Below are 16,848 nucleotides of genomic sequence, written 5' to 3'. Positions count from 1 at the left end.
GGCAGGTCAGGAGATGCCGAGTTCGGAACCGATGAAATCGATCAGATCGGCGTCGGTGGCGGACTCGGATAGGGCTGAGGTGTTCTCGGGTTCGGCCGTCCCGCTGCTGGATTCGTCGATGAGACGGCGCAGACGGTCGAGCGCTACGGTCCGTTCGGCGGCGGGTAGATCCTCGGCCGCCAGACCCGCCGCCACGCGTTCGAGATCGCCGAGCAGAATGTCCAGTCGCGGCGGCTGAGCCGGAACCAGCTCGGCGGCAATGAATGTGGTCAGCGCGGTGACCGTGGGATGGTCGAAGACCAGGGTGGCGGGCAGGTCCAGGCCGGTGCGCTGGCGCAACCGGTTTCGCAGTTCGACCGAGGACAGGGACGTGAATCCCTGATCGCGCAGTCCGCGGTCGTCATCGACCGCGTTCGAGTCGACGTGGCCCAGAGCGGCGGAGGTCTCCTCCCGCACGAGGGCGTGGATTCGGCGATGCCGCTCGGCGGCGTCGAGGGCAGCGAACTCGTGCGCGGGTTCGGGGGCGCTCGAGGAATCAGCTACCGGCAGCACCTCGGCGAGCAGTCGGGCGTGAATGGGATCGCCAGCGGCCCAGTCGATATCGGCAACGATCACGTCGCCTGCACCACCCACCACCGCATATTCGAGTGCGGTCAGAGCCTGTGCCGGACTCATCGCCCGCAGTCCCCCGCGGCGCAGTTGCCCGGCCGCCGAACCGGCGATCCCCGCACCCGCCCAATGCCCCCAGGCAACCGCCGTCGCGGGCAGCCCGAGTTCACGGCGATGCTCCGCCAGTGCGTCCAGCACCGCGTTACCCGGCGCGTAATTCGCCTGCCCCGGAGCCGGAACGACACCGGTGACCGAGGAGAACAGCACGAACGAGGACAGCTCCAGGTCCCGGGTGAGTTCGTGCAGGTGCAGCGCCGCTGCCACTTTGGCCCGATGTACGCGCTCGAGGCGTTCGCGGTCCAGGCTCTCCACGAGTGAGTCGTCGAGCACGGCGGCGGTGTGCACCACATCGGTGAGCGGACGGTCGGCCGGAATGCCCGCGATCAGGTCAGCCAGTGCGTCGCGGTCGCCGACATCGCAGGCCGCGATGACCGGATGCGCTCCGGCGGCTGACAATTCGGCGATCAGTTCGGCCGCGCCGGGAGCCTCCGGTCCGCGTCTGCTGACCAGTAGCAGATCGGTCGCCCCGTTCCGCGCGAGGCGTCTCGCGACATGTGCGCCGAGTGCTCCGGTGCCGCCGGTGATCAGGACGGTTCCGGTCGGACGCCAGCGGCCGGTGGGACGTAGGGTGTCCCCGCGCACTCGCTTCACCCAGGTTTGATCACCGCGTATCGCGAACTCGCGTTCACCGCTCGGGTTTCGGAGTGCGGCGACTACCAGTTCGGCGGCTTTGTCGTCCGGTGCGACCGGTACGTCGATAACCGTGCCCCTACCGAGCCCGCCCTCCGTGGCGGCGGCGGCGATGAACCCGGCATGCCAGGCACCGGAGGGATCTGACACGATTCCGGCCCCCGCTGCGCGCGCTACACGATCGACCTCGGCGGAGGTCACCGCCGCGCCGGTCAAGACTGCGAAGGTACTGACTCGTGCTGTAGCGGCGGCGGATTGAGTCAGGGCCGCCGTGGCGGCGGCGAGATCGAGGTCGAACGCGGAGCCCGTGGAGCGCGTGGCCAGCGGCAGCAGCGACACCACCGCCAGGGTCTCGCCCTGCACCTCGGCCAGCCCAGCCTCGAGCACGGATCTCGTAGCGGTGGAGGGGTTCACACACAGCTCGGTGACGCGCGCCGTGCCGAGAGCCACGCGCAGGGCTCGCGCCCACTCATCGGTGACACCGCTGTCCAAGGTCACCAGTACCCAGGTCGGTTCCCGTCCGGGTGTTGCGCTTGTCGGAATGAATCGCTCCCACCCCGTGCGGTGAATCCATTCACCGGGTACCTGATCAGTCGCACCACCCGGGGTGTCGATCCAGTAGCGCTCGCGCTGGAAGGCATAGGTGGGCAGGGCAACCCGGCCGGACTCGGGCACGATGGCGGTCCAGTCCACGGGGTGGCCATGGGTGAACACGGTCGCGGCGGCGGTCAGCACGCCGGTGACCTCGTCCCGATCGCGGCGCAGCGCCGGGACCACGGTGACACCGTCGAGCACGCTCGACAGGGCCGCCGCCAGCACGGAATCCGCGCCCAACTCGACCACCACCCCGATGCCTATGGTGGCCAGAGTGCTTGCGGCATCGGCAAATCGAACTGTGCCGCGCAGGTGACGGACCCAATAGGAGGGGTCGGCGAGTTCCGCACCGGTCACCTCGCGGCCGGTGTGGTCGGACACGACGCGCGGGCCGCTGACCTCGGAGAAGGTCAGTTCGGACACTACAGCACGGAACTCGTCGAGGACCGGATCCATTGCCGCGGAATGGAACGCGTGCGACACGGCCAGGCGCTTGACCCGGCGACCCGCTGCCGACAGCTCGGCCGCGACGCGCAGCACCGCCTCCTCCGCCCCTGAAATCACAACCGCACGTGGACCATTCACCGCGGCTACCGCGACTGCGGCGGTAGCGTCATGGGCGGAAGGATCAACGGTGGCACCGTCGGTGACCGCGGTTGCATCGGCGAAGACAGCGTCGGGCCCGACGTCGGTGACGGCACGATCGGAGTCGACAGCAGCGGCGGAGCCGACTTCAATGCCAGCGGCGATGGCTGCGTCAGCGTCGACAGCGAGGGTCGTGATGACGCTATGGGCGGCAGCGCCGGTGGCGGCAGCGGCCACGATCGCGGCGAGCACTTCGGCTTCGGTGCCTTCGACCGCCACCATCGCGCCGCCGGACGGCAGGCCATCCATCAATCGCGCACGGGCGGCTACCAGCCGGGCCGCGTCGTCGAGCGAGAGCACCCCCGCCACGTGTGCGGCGACCACACCGCCGATCGAATGCCCGGCAACAGCGGCCACTTCCACACCCCAGGACTCCCACAGCCGATAGAGCGCGACCTCCACGGCGAACACCACCGACTGGGTGTAGACGGTCCGGTCGATGAGGCCGTCGGTGCCGGGTGCGCCGAAGGCCACGTCGCGCACCGAGAGGTCGACCGCCGTACCGAGATATCGGTCCAGCAGTTCCACCGCGGCGTCGAAAGCATTGCCGAACACCGGGAACCGTTCGGCCAATTGGCGTCCGGTTCCGGTCCGTTGGCTGCCCTGCCCGCCGAATACCACTCCCACCGTGCCGGGAGAGGTGCCCGGACCGGTAATGACGTTCGCCGGGACCAGTCCGTCCGCGAGCGCTCGCACGCCCGAACGCAACGCCAGGTCGCCCTCGGCGATCACAACCGCACGCGTGGAGAATTCGGCGCGGTGGCGGATCAGCGAAGACGCCAACGCGGCGGTCGCGACCGGCTCGGGTCCGGATATGTGTGGGCCGAGGCGATCCGCCTGCGCCCGCAGGGCGGCCGGAGTGCGTCCCGACAGCACAAACGGCAAAGGCCCCGCCGCAATCGAAGCCGACTCGTCGGCCGCGACGGCGGGCGCTTCCTCGATGATCACGTGCGCGTTGGTGCCGCTGATCCCGAACGATGACACCGCCGCGCGCCGGGGCCGTGAACCCCGGGGCCAGGGTCGCGGCTCGAGCACGGGCCGCAACGATCCGTCCAGCCAGTCGACGAAGGGGGAAGCCGGTTCGGCGTGCAAGGTCGCGGGGATCAGTTGATGGCGCAGTGCCAGAACGGTTTTCGCGACTCCGGCGGTACCGGCGGCAGCCTGTGTATGGCCGATGTTCGACTTGAGCGAACCGAGCCATACCGGCGTGGGCCGGTCTCGGCCATAGGTTTCCTGTAGTGCCTGGGCCTCGATGGGGTCGCCCAGCGCGGTACCGGTGCCGTGCGCCTCGATCACATCGACATCGCTGGGTTCCAGACCCGCGTCGGCCAGCGCCGCACGGATCACCTGCCGTTGCGCGGGGCCGTTGGGCGCGGTCAGGCCGTTGGACGCTCCGTCCTGGTTCACGGCAGTGCCGCGCACCACGGCCAGCACCTCGTGTCCGAGCCTGCGCGCGTCCGAAAGACGTTCCACCAATACAACACTCACCGCTTCGGACCAGCCGGTCCCATCAGCCGCGGCTCCGAATGCCTTGCAACGACCGTCAGCTGCCAACCCACCCTGCCGAGCGAACTCGGTGAACATGCCCGGCCCTGCCATCACGGTCACGCCACCGGCGATCGCGAGATCGGCCTCGCCCGCACGCAGCGCACGCACCGCCAGATGCAGGGCCACCAGCGACGAGGAGCACGCCGTATCCACGGTCAAAGCGGGCCCGGCGAGTCCGAATGTGTACGCCACCCGACCCGACAGCACACTCGGCGAGGTGCCGGTCAATCCGAATCCGGCTGCCGCACCGCTGATCTCATGCAGGCGTGGACCATACTCCGAAGGACTCGCACCCAGGTAGACGGCGGTGCGGGTGCCTCTCAGCGACTGCGCGACGATGCCCGCGTGCTCGAACAGCTCCCAGACCGATTCCAACACCAGCCGTTGCTGCGGATCCATCGCGACGGCCTCGCGTGGTGAGATCCCGAAGAACTCGGCATCGAAATCGGCTGCCTCACCGAGGAATCCGCCACGGGCGCCCCCGTCGCCGAGCACATCCGCGAGCGCGGCCAGATCCCAGCCACGGTCGGCGGGCAGGTCGGCGATGGCCTCGCCGCCGGTCGCGAGCAGGTCCCAAAGAGCTTCGGGAGACGCGTGCCCGCCGGGAAACCGTCCGCTCACCGCGACGATGGCAATGGGATCAGTGTCAGTGCCTCGCGTGTCACCGTCTCGAGCGTCATTGCCCCGAACGTCGATGCGCTGAGCGCCATCACCCGCAGCGCCGTCAACCAGATCCGCGGCGCGAGCGGCCTCATTGTCTCTACCACTGGCGCCCGGTGCTTCCGAAAGTGTATCGCTACCAACCGAATTGGTGCCGCTGGCAGTGAGTGAGTCGTGTGCGGACCGCCCACGAAGCCGGCCGGCGAGGTGCGTGGTCAGCGCGTCGGGAGTCGGGTAGTCGTAGACGGCGGTCGGCGCCACCGTGAGGCCGAGCTCCCGGGTCAGCAAGACCGCCAACTCTCGTGCCCCGAGCGAGTCCAGGCCCAGGTTCTGATAGGTGACCTCGGTTTCGACCTGCCCCGGGTCGGTGTAGCCCAGCACCGAGGCGGTCACCTCGCGAACGGTGGCAGCGAGGTCCAGTTGCGGCAGCGCGGGGGTAGTTGAATCCTGCTCGCTTGGCACGGCAGTCGATCGCGGGGCGGAGTTCTGCCGCACACCCTCCTCCCCCCGGTCGTTGTCGGTGCCGACGACCCCCGTCTGCGCGATACGATCCGGTCGCACAGCAGCCGCCTGTGCAGCCAGACCTGATGGCACGGCCCCCGCATACACGGTGGAGCCCGGAGCCTCGTGCGCCGCCTTCGGAAGTCGACCCGGTCCCGCCGCACCTGTCTCCGGAGCGCGGTCCAATTGCGCCTCGTCTGTCTCCAGGGCGCGGTCCGGTGGCCCGTCCAGCCAAAACCGCTCACGCTGAAACGCATAGGTGGGCAGGTCGATCCGAGTCGCGGGATCTACCAGCGCGGCCCAGTCCACCCGGTTTCCATTGGTGTGGATCACGGCGGCGGCGGTCAGCAGCCCGGTGACCTCGTCGCGGCCACGACGCAGAGATGCGGTGGCGACGGACTCGTCGGGATCGGACAGGGCCGCGATCACCAGTGGCGTCAGGACCGCGTCCGCGCCGAGTTCGAGGAAGGTGCCCACGCCCTCGGATCGAAGGGTGCGCACCGCGTCGGCGAAACGGACGGTGCCGCGCAGATGGCGGGACCAATACGCCGGGCCGAGTTCTTGGGCGGAGCCGATCGGCGCGCCCGTCGCATCGGACACGAAGATGAGTTCCGGTTCAGACCACTGCAATTCGGCAATCGCCGCCTCGAGATCGGTGAGCACCGGATCCATCGCGGCCGAGTGGAAGGCATGCGAGACCGCCAAGCGCTTGACTCGCCGACCGGACCCGGACAGCGCGTCCGCGACGACCGAGACATCGCTGTCGGAACCCGAGATCACGACTGCCCGCGGCCCGTTCACCGCGGCTACTGCCACGGCTCGCGACAGTCCGGCGGCCTCGATCGCGGCCAGCACCTCCGGCTCATCCGCCTCGACGGCCACCATGGCGCCACCGACGGGCAACGCACCCATCAGGCGCGCACGGACCGCCACCAGCCGTGCCGCGTCCGGCAGGGATACCGCACCGGCCACATGCGCGGCGACCACACCGCCGATCGAATGCCCGGCCACCGCCGCGACCTCGATCCCCCAGGACTCGAGCAGCCGGTACAGCGCGACCTCGACCGCGAAGATCACCGGCTGGGTGTAGGTCGTCCGGTCGATCAGCCCCTCGGTTCCCGGTGAGCCGAACGCTACGTCGCGTATCGAGAAGTCCACCGCCGCACCGAGATACCGGTCGAGTAGCGCAACGGACTCGTCGAAGGACGCGCGGAACACCGGGAACCGCTCGTACAGCTGCCGTCCGGCCCCCGCACGCTGCGAGCCCTGGCCACCGAACACCACGCCCACGCTGCCGCGTCCGCCGGACCCCGTGATCAGACCGGCCGCCGTACGCCTTTGCGACAGTGCGCGCAGGCCCGCCACCAGAGCATCGGTGTCCTGGGCCAAAACAACAGCGCGACTGTCGAATTCGACCCGATCACGGATCAGCCCTGACGACAGCTGCGCCAGATCAGGTGTTCGATCCGCCACGAAATCGGCCAGCCGGTCGCCCTGCGCACGCAGTGCCCGGCTCGACCGGGCCGAGACCATGAACGGCCACACCGCGTCCGCGTCGGCGTGCTGGCTGATAGTGCCGCGTCCGCGCCACTCACCGGTCCCCGCGGGGGCTTCTTCGATAATCGCGTGGGCATTGGTTCCGCCCATTCCGAAGGAACTGACCCCGGCTACCAGGCTGCGCTCGGGACGCGGCCACGGCTGCCCAGCGGCCACCACGCGCAGCTGTGAGCCCTCGAGATCCAGTGCGGGATCAGGGTTTTCGTGTCCGAGAGTCGCGGGCAGTTCGCGATGGCGCAGGCTGAGCACCGTTTTCAACACCCCCGCCAGCCCCGCAGCGCCCTCGAGGTGGCCGATGCTGGACTTGACCGACCCGACCAGCAGCGGTTCGCCAGCCGTCCGGGTGCGCCCGATCGTGTCGGCCAGTGCCGCCGCCTCGATCGGATCCCCGGCACGGGTCCCGGTGCCGTGCAATTCCACGTACTGCACATCCTCGGGGGCGATACCGGCACGCTCGAGCGCCTGAGCGATGACCGCAGATTGCCCGGCAGCGGTGGGCACCGTGAACGATTGCCCGCCACCGTCATTGGCGACGGCGGTGGAGCGGATCACCGCATGGATCCGATCCCGTTCCGCGACAGCGCGATCCAGCGGTTTGAGCAGCAGCACCACCGCGCCCTCACCGCGCACGTACCCGTCGCGATCGGCATCGAACACCGAGGCGCGCCCCGATGCGGAGACGCCTCCGAACCGTTCGGCGACCCGCGCTCCGTCGCGGGTCAGGTTCAGGTTCACCGCAGCGACGAAGGCCGAATTCGTGTCCCCCGCAGCCAGACTCGTGCACGCAAGATGCAGCGCGGTCAGGCCGGACGACTGTCCGGAGTCAACCGTGAAACTCGCCCCACGCAGACCGAAGGCGTAGGAGAGCCGGTTGGCGAGCGCCCCGCGACTCAGCCCGGTGAGCGTGTGGCGCGTGAGGCCCGCCGGACCGCTGTGGTGAACCAATCCCGCGTAGTCGGCGGCCATCGCGGCAGCGAATACGCCGGTGGCAGACTCGCGCAGATCGGTGATGGGAATGTTCGCGTCTTCGGCAGCCTCCCAAGCCAATTCGAGGAGCAGACGCTGCTGCGGGTCCATCAGCCGCGCCTCGGCCGGGGAGATACCGAAGAAGGCGGCGTCGAAGCGATCCACCTGCGGTAGGAAGCCGCCGACCAGGTCATCCACATCACCACCGGCGGCCGCGCGTGCGGCCGTCGGCGCGCCGAGCGCAATTCCCGCTGTTTTCAGGAGATTCCAGAATTCATCGGGATTGTTCGCTCCGGGAAGCCGGCAGGAGACGCCCACTATGGCAACCGCGCGGGACAATCCCCCATGCCGAAAATCGTTCACAAGATCTCCTTTTGATCCGGAGAAGAATTCGAGTACGACCCCCGCTCGAAAGCTCCGTGAAGTTATTGTGCGAGCCGGATTAACGAACCAACAACCGGAGGTGGCGGAGGTCACATCGAGTCGTACGCATCGAATTACACTGTGCACCAAGCAGTTTCACCGCCCGATCGGCATATCCGATATGGAGCCATCAATGAATCCGATCGATTCCCGCACCCGCGTGCGGCGTTATCGGAATTGTGGTCGCAATTCATTGCAATCTCGGAGATTCAAAGGGCGGCAGCCCGATTCGGTCTCCGGTTAGATGATGTTTCAGCGTCGACCAACCCGAAGGTGACTGTACGGTATGCCCGATCCGCTGGATTTGCTGCATTTGCGCACACTTGTGACCATCGCCGACACCGGCGGCTTCCGACGCGCGGCAGACGCGTTACACCTGAGCCAACCCACCGTGAGCCAGCACATCAGAATGCTGGAGCGCAGGCTCAAGTGCGTTCTCGTCGAAAAAAACGGTCGCACATCGCGTTTCACGCCCGAAGGCGAACGACTCGTGGTGGAGGCCCGACGCCTGCTCGCCGCGCAGGACCAGGTGCTGGCCCGCTTCTCCGAGTCACCGCGCCCGCAGATCAATATCGGCTCGACCGAACACGCGGCCGACGGTTTGCTGACCGATCTGATCGGCGTGCTGCGCACCACGTACCCGGAGGCGGGCCTGCACTTTCGCATCGACCGGTCCACCGCGTTGACCGACGCGGTGATCAAGGGCGTGCTGGACCTGGTGGTCGTACTGGGCGGCAACACCGCCGAACCGGTGGGCACCGAGGTCGGCGTGCTGGACCTGAAATGGTTCGCCGCGCAGAGCTGGCAGTTGCCACCCGCGCCCGGACCGATCTCGCTGGTCGCCTTCGCCGAACCCTGTGGCCTGCGCCGCCGCGCGGTGCAGGCGCTCGGCGAGCGCGGATATGAGGTCTCGGTAACCGCCGAGTCGGGCAACCTCGACGGCCTGCTGGCCGCGGCGAAGGCCGGCCTGGGCGTCGCACTGCTGCCCTGTCTGTCCGCCGGGCCGTGTGATCTCAGCCCGATCGGCGGGCTGCCCGAAGTGGGCGCGATCGATGTCCGGCTGGTCACCCGGCGCGGACTCGAGGACCACATCGAGAACATCGCGGTCCAAGCCATCACGGCGCACTACCGCGCGATCTCCGGCGGCGGACTGCGCGGCGTCGCCTGAATCGGCTGTGCGACTAACTGATCCGAATACCGACTCATCGAAAGCAGTTGTCTCATGACAGATCTCGCCGTAGCACCGGTCGCCGAGGCACTGACGCCCGGCGTCCTGCCCGAATCCCTGCTGCACCGGTTTCACGGGCGCGCCCCCGAATACGATCGCGACAATCGTTTCTTCGCCGAGGATCTCGACGAGCTCCGCGACATCGGCTACCTGCGCGCGGCGATCCCGGTCAGCCACGGCGGCCTCGGGTGGACGCTCACCGAATTCAACCGTGCCCAACGCGCCCTCGCGTACTGGGCACCGGCCACCGCGCTCGGCGTGAACATGCACCTGTACTGGACCGGCCCGCTCGCCGACCGGATTGCCGCCGATGACGCCTCGCTCGACTGGCTCGCGCGAGAGGTCGTGGCGGGCAAGGTCATCGCGTCCGGGCACGGTGAGCGCGGAAACGACCTGGCCATCGACGATTCCACCACCAGCGCCGTGCCGGTCGAGGGCGGCTACCTGGTCAACGGGCACAAGATCTTCACCTCGCTCTCCCCCGCCTGGGACTGGCTGGGCATCCACGCCCGCGACGACAGCGACCCCGAGCATCCGCGCATCCTGCACGCGTTCGTGCCGCGCACCAGTGAAGGCGTGCGCACGGTGGAAACCTGGGACACCCTGGGCGTACGGGCAACGGCCAGTCACGACACGGTGCTCACCGATGTATTTCTCGCACAGGAACATGTGGTCGACAGTTATGAGCGCGGCGCGAACCCGGGACCGTTCATCTCCGCGATCCTGCCCTGGGCGATCCCCGCACTGGTCAACGTCTACCTCGGAATCGGCCGCCGCGCAGTCGATGTCGCGCTCGAGTCGGCGCGCACCCGGAATGTGCTGAGCCTGGGCGGGAAACCGGTCGCGGGCAAGCCGTTCGTGCAGTACCACGCGGCCGAAGCCGAATTGGCCCTGGAGGCGGCGACCGCCCACCTCGATCACATCACCGAAGTGCTCGCTCGCGGTGATGATCTCGGCGACCGGCTGCTGCTGGCGTTGTTCGCGGTGAAGGAGAACGGCACCCGGACTGCACGCCATGTCGTGGATCTCGCGCTCGAGATCGGTGGCGGCGGTTCGATCCACCGCCGCAACGAACTGGAGCGCCTGTACCGCGATGTCCGGGCGGGCAGTTTCCATCCGCCCAGCAGCGACAGCGTCCGCGAGTATATCGGCAATTTCCTGCTCGGCGAGTGAAAAAGGAGTTCGGACAATGACATTGGCACACATCGGCAATCGATCGGATCGCGAGTCCGAGGCTGCCGCGATCTTCCAGCGCGCCGGAATCACGGTCGAGCGGCTCGGCGAGCACATCGGCGCACGCGTCGGCGGGGTTCGGCTCGGCGGCGACCTTCCCGGCGAGCAGGTCGAAGCAATCCGGCTGGCCTTGGCGATCAACAAGGTGGTCGTCTTCACCGGCCAACACCAGCTCAGCGATGAATCGCAGTACGAGTTCGCCGAATTGCTCGGCACCCCAACCGAACCGCATCCCACCCTGACCTCGCTCGGCACCCGACTGCTCACCATCGACGGAGCCGCCAACAGCTGGCACACCGACGTCACCTTCATCGACCGCATCCCCAAGGTCTCGATCCTGCGCGCGGTCATCCTCCCCAGCTACGGCGGCGCGACCACCTGGGCATCCACGGTCGCCGCCTACGAACAACTACCACCCGCGCTACGCGCACTCACCGACCAACTCTGGGCCACACACAGCAACCTCTACGACTACGTCGGCCAGACCGGCCAGTCCAACGTCGGCAAACAGTACGAGGAATTCACCAGCACCGAATACCAAACCCTGCACCCCGTGGTCCGCGTACACCCCGAAACCGGCGAACGCTCGCTGCTCCTCGGCCATTTCGCCAAGAGCTTCCGCGGCCTGACCACCCCCGAATTCCACTCCCTCTACCAACTGCTTCAGGCACGAATCACCAAACTGGAGAACACTTTCCGCTGGAACTGGCACCTGGGCGACGTCGCGATCTGGGACAACCGCGCCACGCAACACTACGGAATCGCCGACTTCGGCGACCAAGAGCGCAAGCTACACCGCATCACCCTCGCCGGTGATGTCCCCGTGGGCATCACCGGAGCCCATAGCGAGGTCCTCCTGGGTGATGCCTCCCACTACAGCGCCATCGTCGACTCACCACGCCTGACGTTCTTCGCGGCCTGATGGCGCGTGGACCGCGGCGGCGCGGTTACCGAGGTTCACGCGAGAAGGTTCACCCTCCGTCGCTGTGGGCGGTCACCACAGCCCGGCCTCGGGTTCCTCCGGCCAGGCGAATTCAGGCAGTCCGGCCGTGTGAACGATTGCGGCCCAATCCAATTCAGCCGCGCGGACGAGTGTGCACAGCAGAAGCCACACCGCCCACGCGTCGTGCGCGGCGCGATGGTGGTGCATGCCTTCGAGTGGGGAGGTGTCGATCTCGGCATACTTGACCAGACTTGTGAGTGTGTAGCTCCTGATCCCGGGCCACACTGCCTCGGCCAAACGCATGGTATCGAGCACCAGGAGCGGGTTCCACTCGATCAGGTGCGCCGCGAGCACCTTTCGCTCGATGCCCTCGTTGTGCACCACAAGGACTCGACCGAACGTGAGGCGGCCGACTTTCGGTCCGACGTCCGACCATCGCGGGCAGCCCGCAACGTCCTCGTTGCTGACACCGTGGGCCTTGCGTGAGATGTGCGGGGTGATCGACTTTCGCGGACGTACAAGCCAGGAGTGCAATTCGGCTGGGCTGACCGCCGTGCCGACCACCGGCAGCATCGCGATCTCGACGATCTCGGGCGGTACTCGGCCGTTGCCTTCCACATCCAGTACCGTGATGCCCCTGCCGCGCAGCGTGGAGGGGACCTGTGTGTAGCCCGGTGTCACAAGGACCCTCCTCAGCAAAGTATGCGATAGCGCAGCCAATCTCGGAGAAGACCGTCACGAGTCGTAACCGAGCGCGGCGGCGCGGACCTGGCTGACGTACGCCGCGGAGTGGTTGTAGGAGAAGATCGCCCGTCGCCATCCGACCGGCGTGGACAGATCGCCGCCGGAGGCACACAGGTATCGACCGGCGGCCAGCGCCGCATCGTCGATATTGTCCGGACTTCCCGAAAGCTCCTTCGTGGCAACGGGTTCAGCACCCTCGAGCACCTTCGCGAGGGTTTGGTAGTCGGCTGATGCGCGGGCGCCCCAGCGTTTCCAGGTGTCGGGTATGAACTGGAAGGGGCCCATGGCGCGGGCATAGACGATATGGCCCGCGTCGGCGGTCGCGGCAGGGTCGAGAATGGTGGCGTTCCCGGATGTGCCGTTGAGGGCTACACCTCGGATCGGCGGCTGGACAAGCCCGTTGGTGGTGATGGTGGCACCACCGAACCGGGCATGGTTGCTTTCCACGTGGGCGATGCCCGCCAGGGTCGTCCATCCGAGGTGACAGTTGGGCTGGGCTTTCGCCATGACCACCGTCGCGTATCCGTAGGCCTCGAGTGCGCGGGCGGGAATGCCGTGTTTCGCCGACCGCGTGCGTGCCCATTCGCCCAGCTGATCCAGTTTGCCCTCCACCGCGTCGAGTCGGATGGCCGGAACCTGCCCCCCGGACCCAGGAACGGCGGGTACGGGTGCCTGGCTGTCGTATCCGGCGGTTGTCATCCCGACCGCCGACAGCAGCACAACCAATCCGGCCACGATCACGGCTGAGCCGCGACCGGTGGTGGGGATCTGTGATCTGCTCATTCGTCCTCGCAATGGGCCACAACGGACGCCGTCCCACTCATCGGATTCAACTGCACGCACGGGTTGTCGTGGGCGCGGTCGAAGGCTTGGCCGAGGACGGTGGGGGCGACGTGGGCGTTGTCGTCGCCGACGGCTTCGACGTCGATGGTGACGAGGTGCGCGAAGGCGTTGTGGTGGGTGGGTGCGCGAGCGTCGGAGTCGTCGACGGCAGCGTGGTGGACGGCGGCGTAGTGGTGGTGGACGGCACCGCGGTCGGGCTGCATCGAGGCACGGTGGTGGCCGGGGGCACGGTGGTCCGCGGCACGGTCGTGGTCGGCGGCACGGTCGTGCGTGGTGGCACAGTCGTGGTCGGCGGCGTTGTCGTCGACGGTACGGTCGTCGGCGGCACGGTGGTGGGAACGACCGTGACGGTAATGGTCGTCGGGTCGACAGCCGGATCACGGGTCGGCGTAATCGGCTGTGTGACAGTCTGTCCCGGACCGGGCATCGGACCCACGGACACGGTCGCACTCGCACTCGCGGTCATCGTGAGGGAGAACACCGGCGCGGGGGTCGCGGCCGGGGTATCCGTCGTCGTGCCGGGTTCGGCGGTTGTCGTGTCGGGTGTGGTCGTCGTGTCCGGTGTCGTGGTCTCGGTAGCGACCGGCGGGGTGGTATCGACGGTGACCGGTGAGTCCGCGGCGATGGGACCGGCGGTGGCGATCGCGGTGTCGGGGACGGTATCGGACACCGAGGCGTCGGCCGGGACCGGCACATCGCTGGGAATCCCCGAGTTCTCGGTCGCTCCGGCGAGGGGGTCGGTCGTCCCCGGCTGGGTCGTCATCGGATCGCCCGAGTTCAGCGGGTCCGGCGTGAGAGAGGCTTCGGTCGCAACGGATTTCGCACTTTGCTGGTCGGTGTCCCGGGATTCGGCGGCTGCCACAACTCCGACAACGAGGCTCAGCACGGCCGCACCGGCCGCCACCCGCGGGACATTGCGGCGGAGGTTCGTCGCTCCGGCGAAATTACCGAAGCGCTGCCAACTCGGTGAATCGTCGAGTCGCCACAACAGCGAATCCCACAGCCGCGTGGGAGACCACGCGGGCCTGCGGCGCAGGTCGTCGTCGGTGACGTCGTCAACCGCGAGTACCTCGTCATCGAAAGGGTCACGGTCCGAGGCGATCTGGAGCACCTCGGTCTTGTCCGGGTCCCCGGTCCCGAGGGGCTCACGCGGGATATCGGGTTGCTGTTCACGTCTGTCCATGTGGCCTTCCACTGCGACTTGTCCTCCTACTATTGGGATTTCGTTCTGTTGTGGCCTCGCTCCGGCGCACACGCGGCCGCCGTCGCGGCATAGGCGACGGGCGGCCGGAGTGGTGTCGATGGGGTGCGGATAATCCGCGGTTCAGCTCAGGACGCCCGCGATTGCCGCAATTCTGTCGCCGATCCAACGGTGGGATCAGGCTGCGCGATCTGCGCCGGGGACGGATGCGACACCGGCTCCGCAGCCGAATGTGCTTGCTCGCCTTCGGCATTCATCTCGTGCATCTCGCTCTTGAGGATCCGTAGCGACCGGCCCATGCTGCGGGCGGCATCGGGCAGCCGCTTCGCTCCGAAGAGCACGATGAACAGCATCGCGATGACGAACCAGTGGGTGGGGCTGAGTGTTCCCATGTCTGTCCTTTGGTGATTGGTCCTCTTCGGGTGACCGCCGATCGAGTCGGCGACCCGGCACACGATCGGCCGGGCCGCCGGTCGGTATCAGACGTCGAGGATGTTCCGCATGCCCGCCTTGTAGCGGACCGCGTCCAGCGCTCGGGCGCCGTCGAACTCCTTGATGGTCTGGTGCGGCCACAGCGTGGCCTTGGTCGCATCGGAGCCCGAGGCGTCGAGGATGGCGTTGGCGGCGTTTCGGCCGCCTTCGTTGGCGCCCTCCATCGTCGCCAGGTCGATGTTGTTGCGCAGGTAGTCACCGGCCAGGAAGAAGTTCGGGATGGCGGTCTTGGCCACGGGGCGGTTGTCCCACGAACCGGCGGTGTTGATCATCAGCGGATCGTCGTTGGTGTTGACCCCGGCACTGGCGTCCCAGCGGATGGCCGGATCGAGATACCAGGCCACCAGGTTCTTGTCGCCGATGGTGTTGCCCAGGGTCGGCACGTTGCCCTGGGTCATCGTGATCTGATGCCAGACCTCCTTGGCGATCTCGTCAGGGCTGCACTTCTTAGCCGTCTTCTTGACCAGGACACCGGGGGTGTCCCAGTCCGAGATATCCACGGACAGAATGTCTTTCACATTCCCGTCGCCGTAGGTGGTGGCAACCTTGTTCTTCCAGAACTGGTTCTGTTCGATGCCGGTCAACCGCCACGGCGACTGGATGAAGCCGATGTGGCCGGCCGCGATGGGCTTATCGGTGTTGAGGAAGAACTGGATGCCGGTCATCCAGTCGACGAAGATCTTCTGGACCTTCGCCAGGTTCGGATCCAGGTTGAGGATGTCGTTGTTGAAGTACTTCACCGCCTGTTCCGGCGCCAGCGCGTGGACGTACCAGTCGGCCTGCACGGTGCCGGTGGCACCGGACGCGTCCTTGATCACCGCCCCCGAGATCTGGCCGTTGGCGACCGACAGTGACTGCAGTTCGGCACCGAGCTGGAACTTGACGCCCTTGCCCTGCAGGTAGTTCAGCCACGGAGTGATCCACACATCGGAGGTCGGACCGTTGAGCACCTGGTCGGGGAAGCGCCCGCTATTGCCTCGGTTGATGATGTTGAGCAGGAATGCCTCGCCCATGTTGCAGATGGTGCGAGCACTGGCCTTGTCCTCCTTGGCCGCGACCAGCGTGCGGGTGACCGTGGAGATGATCAGCTCGTAGTTGGCGTTCTTGCCGTCCATCTTCACGAAGTCCTTGAAGGACGTGTGCTCCCACTGGTCCAACCGGCGGGCGTCGCAGCTGGTGAAGAATACGAGCAGGCGCTGAGCCAGCTTGAGCATGTCGGGCACCGGGATCTTCGGGATCCAGGTCATGCCGCCGAGCAAGGTGTTGATGACCTTGAGCGGGTTGGCGGCCAAGCCGATCGCGTCGTTGTTGATCGCGAAGGGCAGGGTGATCGGCGCGCCGGTGGTCTGTTCCGCGGTGGCGGTCAGCGCCGCCACCAGGTTGTCGGCCACACCATTGGCGTTGCCCGGGAAGGGAATACGCTTCATGGTGTCCGGAATCGCCTGGTAGAAACCAGGAAAGAACCGGAAGCCGTGCTCACCCGGCAGTGGCTTGCGACCACCGGTCGGGGGAATGGGCGTTTCGATGCTGCGGGCTTTACCGCCCCACGCCCGCCGCTCGTAGATGGTGACATCGAAGCCACGCTCGACGAGCTCGTGCGCCGCGGTCAGGCCAGCGATACCGCCGCCGAGGATGGCGACTTTGTTCTTGGCCGGTGCCGCGTCGGCGGTGGTAAGTCCAACCAATCCGGCACTGGTGGCACTGGCTGCCGCGAGTGCAATCGAACCGGCTGCCGCGCCCTTGACGAAACTACGCCGGGAGACATCGGATTCAGTCATTGGATCACAGTCCTCATCGGGTTTCAGGCCTCCGATCAGGTCGTGAAGCAACGTATCGAGATCCGTTACATTGGGTCAACAGCGAATTAATCTTTGATGCTTGTTCACAGCCGCTCCACAGCGCTCCCCTATC

General features: G+C 67.2%; 9 protein-coding genes. 3 read left to right on the top strand and 6 right to left on the bottom strand.

From position 1 onward, the window contains the following. Positions 1–6: 6 nt before the first annotated feature. Complete coding sequence (locus ACFC4D_RS15855; RefSeq protein ID WP_376063797.1) at positions 7–8,193, bottom strand: SDR family NAD(P)-dependent oxidoreductase; 8,187 nt, start codon at positions 8,191–8,193, stop codon at positions 7–9. Between the two features lie 346 nt (positions 8,194–8,539). Between ACFC4D_RS15855 and ACFC4D_RS15850 the strand changes: the two genes are divergently transcribed. Genes ACFC4D_RS15850 through ACFC4D_RS15840 form a run of 3 tightly spaced genes read left to right on the top strand, consistent with a single transcriptional unit; the run spans position 8,540 to position 11,636 of the window. Beyond that, a complete protein-coding gene (locus ACFC4D_RS15850) occupies positions 8,540–9,421 on the top strand; it encodes a LysR family transcriptional regulator (RefSeq protein WP_375956960.1) in 882 nt (293 codons plus the stop codon). A gap of 54 nt (positions 9,422–9,475) precedes the next feature. Continuing rightward, positions 9,476–10,654 carry an acyl-CoA dehydrogenase family protein gene (locus ACFC4D_RS15845; RefSeq protein WP_375956957.1) on the top strand — a complete coding sequence of 393 codons (1,179 nt, stop codon included), beginning with the start codon at positions 9,476–9,478 and terminating at the stop codon, positions 10,652–10,654. A 16-nt stretch (positions 10,655–10,670) separates the two neighbouring features. Beyond that, positions 10,671–11,636, top strand: a complete 966-nt coding sequence (locus ACFC4D_RS15840) for a TauD/TfdA dioxygenase family protein (protein WP_375956955.1) — start codon at positions 10,671–10,673, stop codon at positions 11,634–11,636. A 72-nt stretch (positions 11,637–11,708) separates the two neighbouring features. Here the strand turns inward: ACFC4D_RS15840 and ACFC4D_RS15835 are convergent, their stop codons facing one another. From ACFC4D_RS15835 to ACFC4D_RS15815, 5 genes are all read right to left on the bottom strand, one after another. Then, positions 11,709–12,338, bottom strand: coding sequence for an exonuclease domain-containing protein (locus ACFC4D_RS15835; protein ID WP_376063795.1), 630 nt, complete (start codon positions 12,336–12,338; stop codon positions 11,709–11,711). A 54-nt stretch (positions 12,339–12,392) separates the two neighbouring features. Then, positions 12,393–13,184 carry a murein transglycosylase gene (locus ACFC4D_RS15830; RefSeq protein ID WP_376063794.1) on the bottom strand — a complete coding sequence of 264 codons (792 nt, stop codon included), beginning with the start codon at positions 13,182–13,184 and terminating at the stop codon, positions 12,393–12,395. A 46-nt stretch (positions 13,185–13,230) separates the two neighbouring features. Continuing rightward, entirely contained in the window at positions 13,231–14,427 is a 1,197-nt protein-coding gene (locus tag ACFC4D_RS15825; protein ID WP_376063791.1) for a hypothetical protein, read from the bottom strand. A gap of 146 nt (positions 14,428–14,573) precedes the next feature. Next, positions 14,574–14,837 (bottom strand): Sec-independent protein translocase subunit TatA, encoded by a 264-nt coding sequence (gene tatA, locus ACFC4D_RS15820; protein ID WP_375956946.1) that lies wholly within the window; start codon positions 14,835–14,837, stop codon positions 14,574–14,576. Between the two features lie 87 nt (positions 14,838–14,924). Then, complete coding sequence (locus ACFC4D_RS15815; protein WP_376063789.1) at positions 14,925–16,715, bottom strand: FAD-dependent oxidoreductase; 1,791 nt, start codon at positions 16,713–16,715, stop codon at positions 14,925–14,927. Positions 16,716–16,848: the final 133 nt, after the last annotated feature.

Source organism: Nocardia sp. NPDC056000 (assembly GCF_042269265.1).
Lineage (GTDB): Bacteria > Actinomycetota > Actinomycetes > Mycobacteriales > Mycobacteriaceae > Nocardia.
The sequence above is the reverse complement of the archived record's forward strand: the minus strand, read 5'-3'. Positions and strand labels throughout refer to the sequence as shown.

Excerpts from the sequence above, each read along its gene's own strand:
- ACFC4D_RS15850 (WP_375956960.1), top strand. The coding sequence starts at position 8,540 with ATGCCCGATCCGCTGGATTTGCTGCATTTGCGCACACTTGTGACCATC.
- ACFC4D_RS15845 (WP_375956957.1), top strand. The coding sequence starts at position 9,476 with ATGACAGATCTCGCCGTAGCACCGGTCGCCGAGGCACTGACGCCCGGC.
- ACFC4D_RS15840 (WP_375956955.1), top strand. The coding sequence starts at position 10,671 with ATGACATTGGCACACATCGGCAATCGATCGGATCGCGAGTCCGAGGCT.
- ACFC4D_RS15830 (WP_376063794.1), bottom strand. The coding sequence starts at position 13,184 with ATGAGCAGATCACAGATCCCCACCACCGGTCGCGGCTCAGCCGTGATC.
- ACFC4D_RS15825 (WP_376063791.1), bottom strand. The coding sequence starts at position 14,427 with ATGGACAGACGTGAACAGCAACCCGATATCCCGCGTGAGCCCCTCGGG.
- tatA (WP_375956946.1), bottom strand. The coding sequence starts at position 14,837 with ATGGGAACACTCAGCCCCACCCACTGGTTCGTCATCGCGATGCTGTTC.
- ACFC4D_RS15815 (WP_376063789.1), bottom strand. The coding sequence starts at position 16,715 with ATGACTGAATCCGATGTCTCCCGGCGTAGTTTCGTCAAGGGCGCGGCA.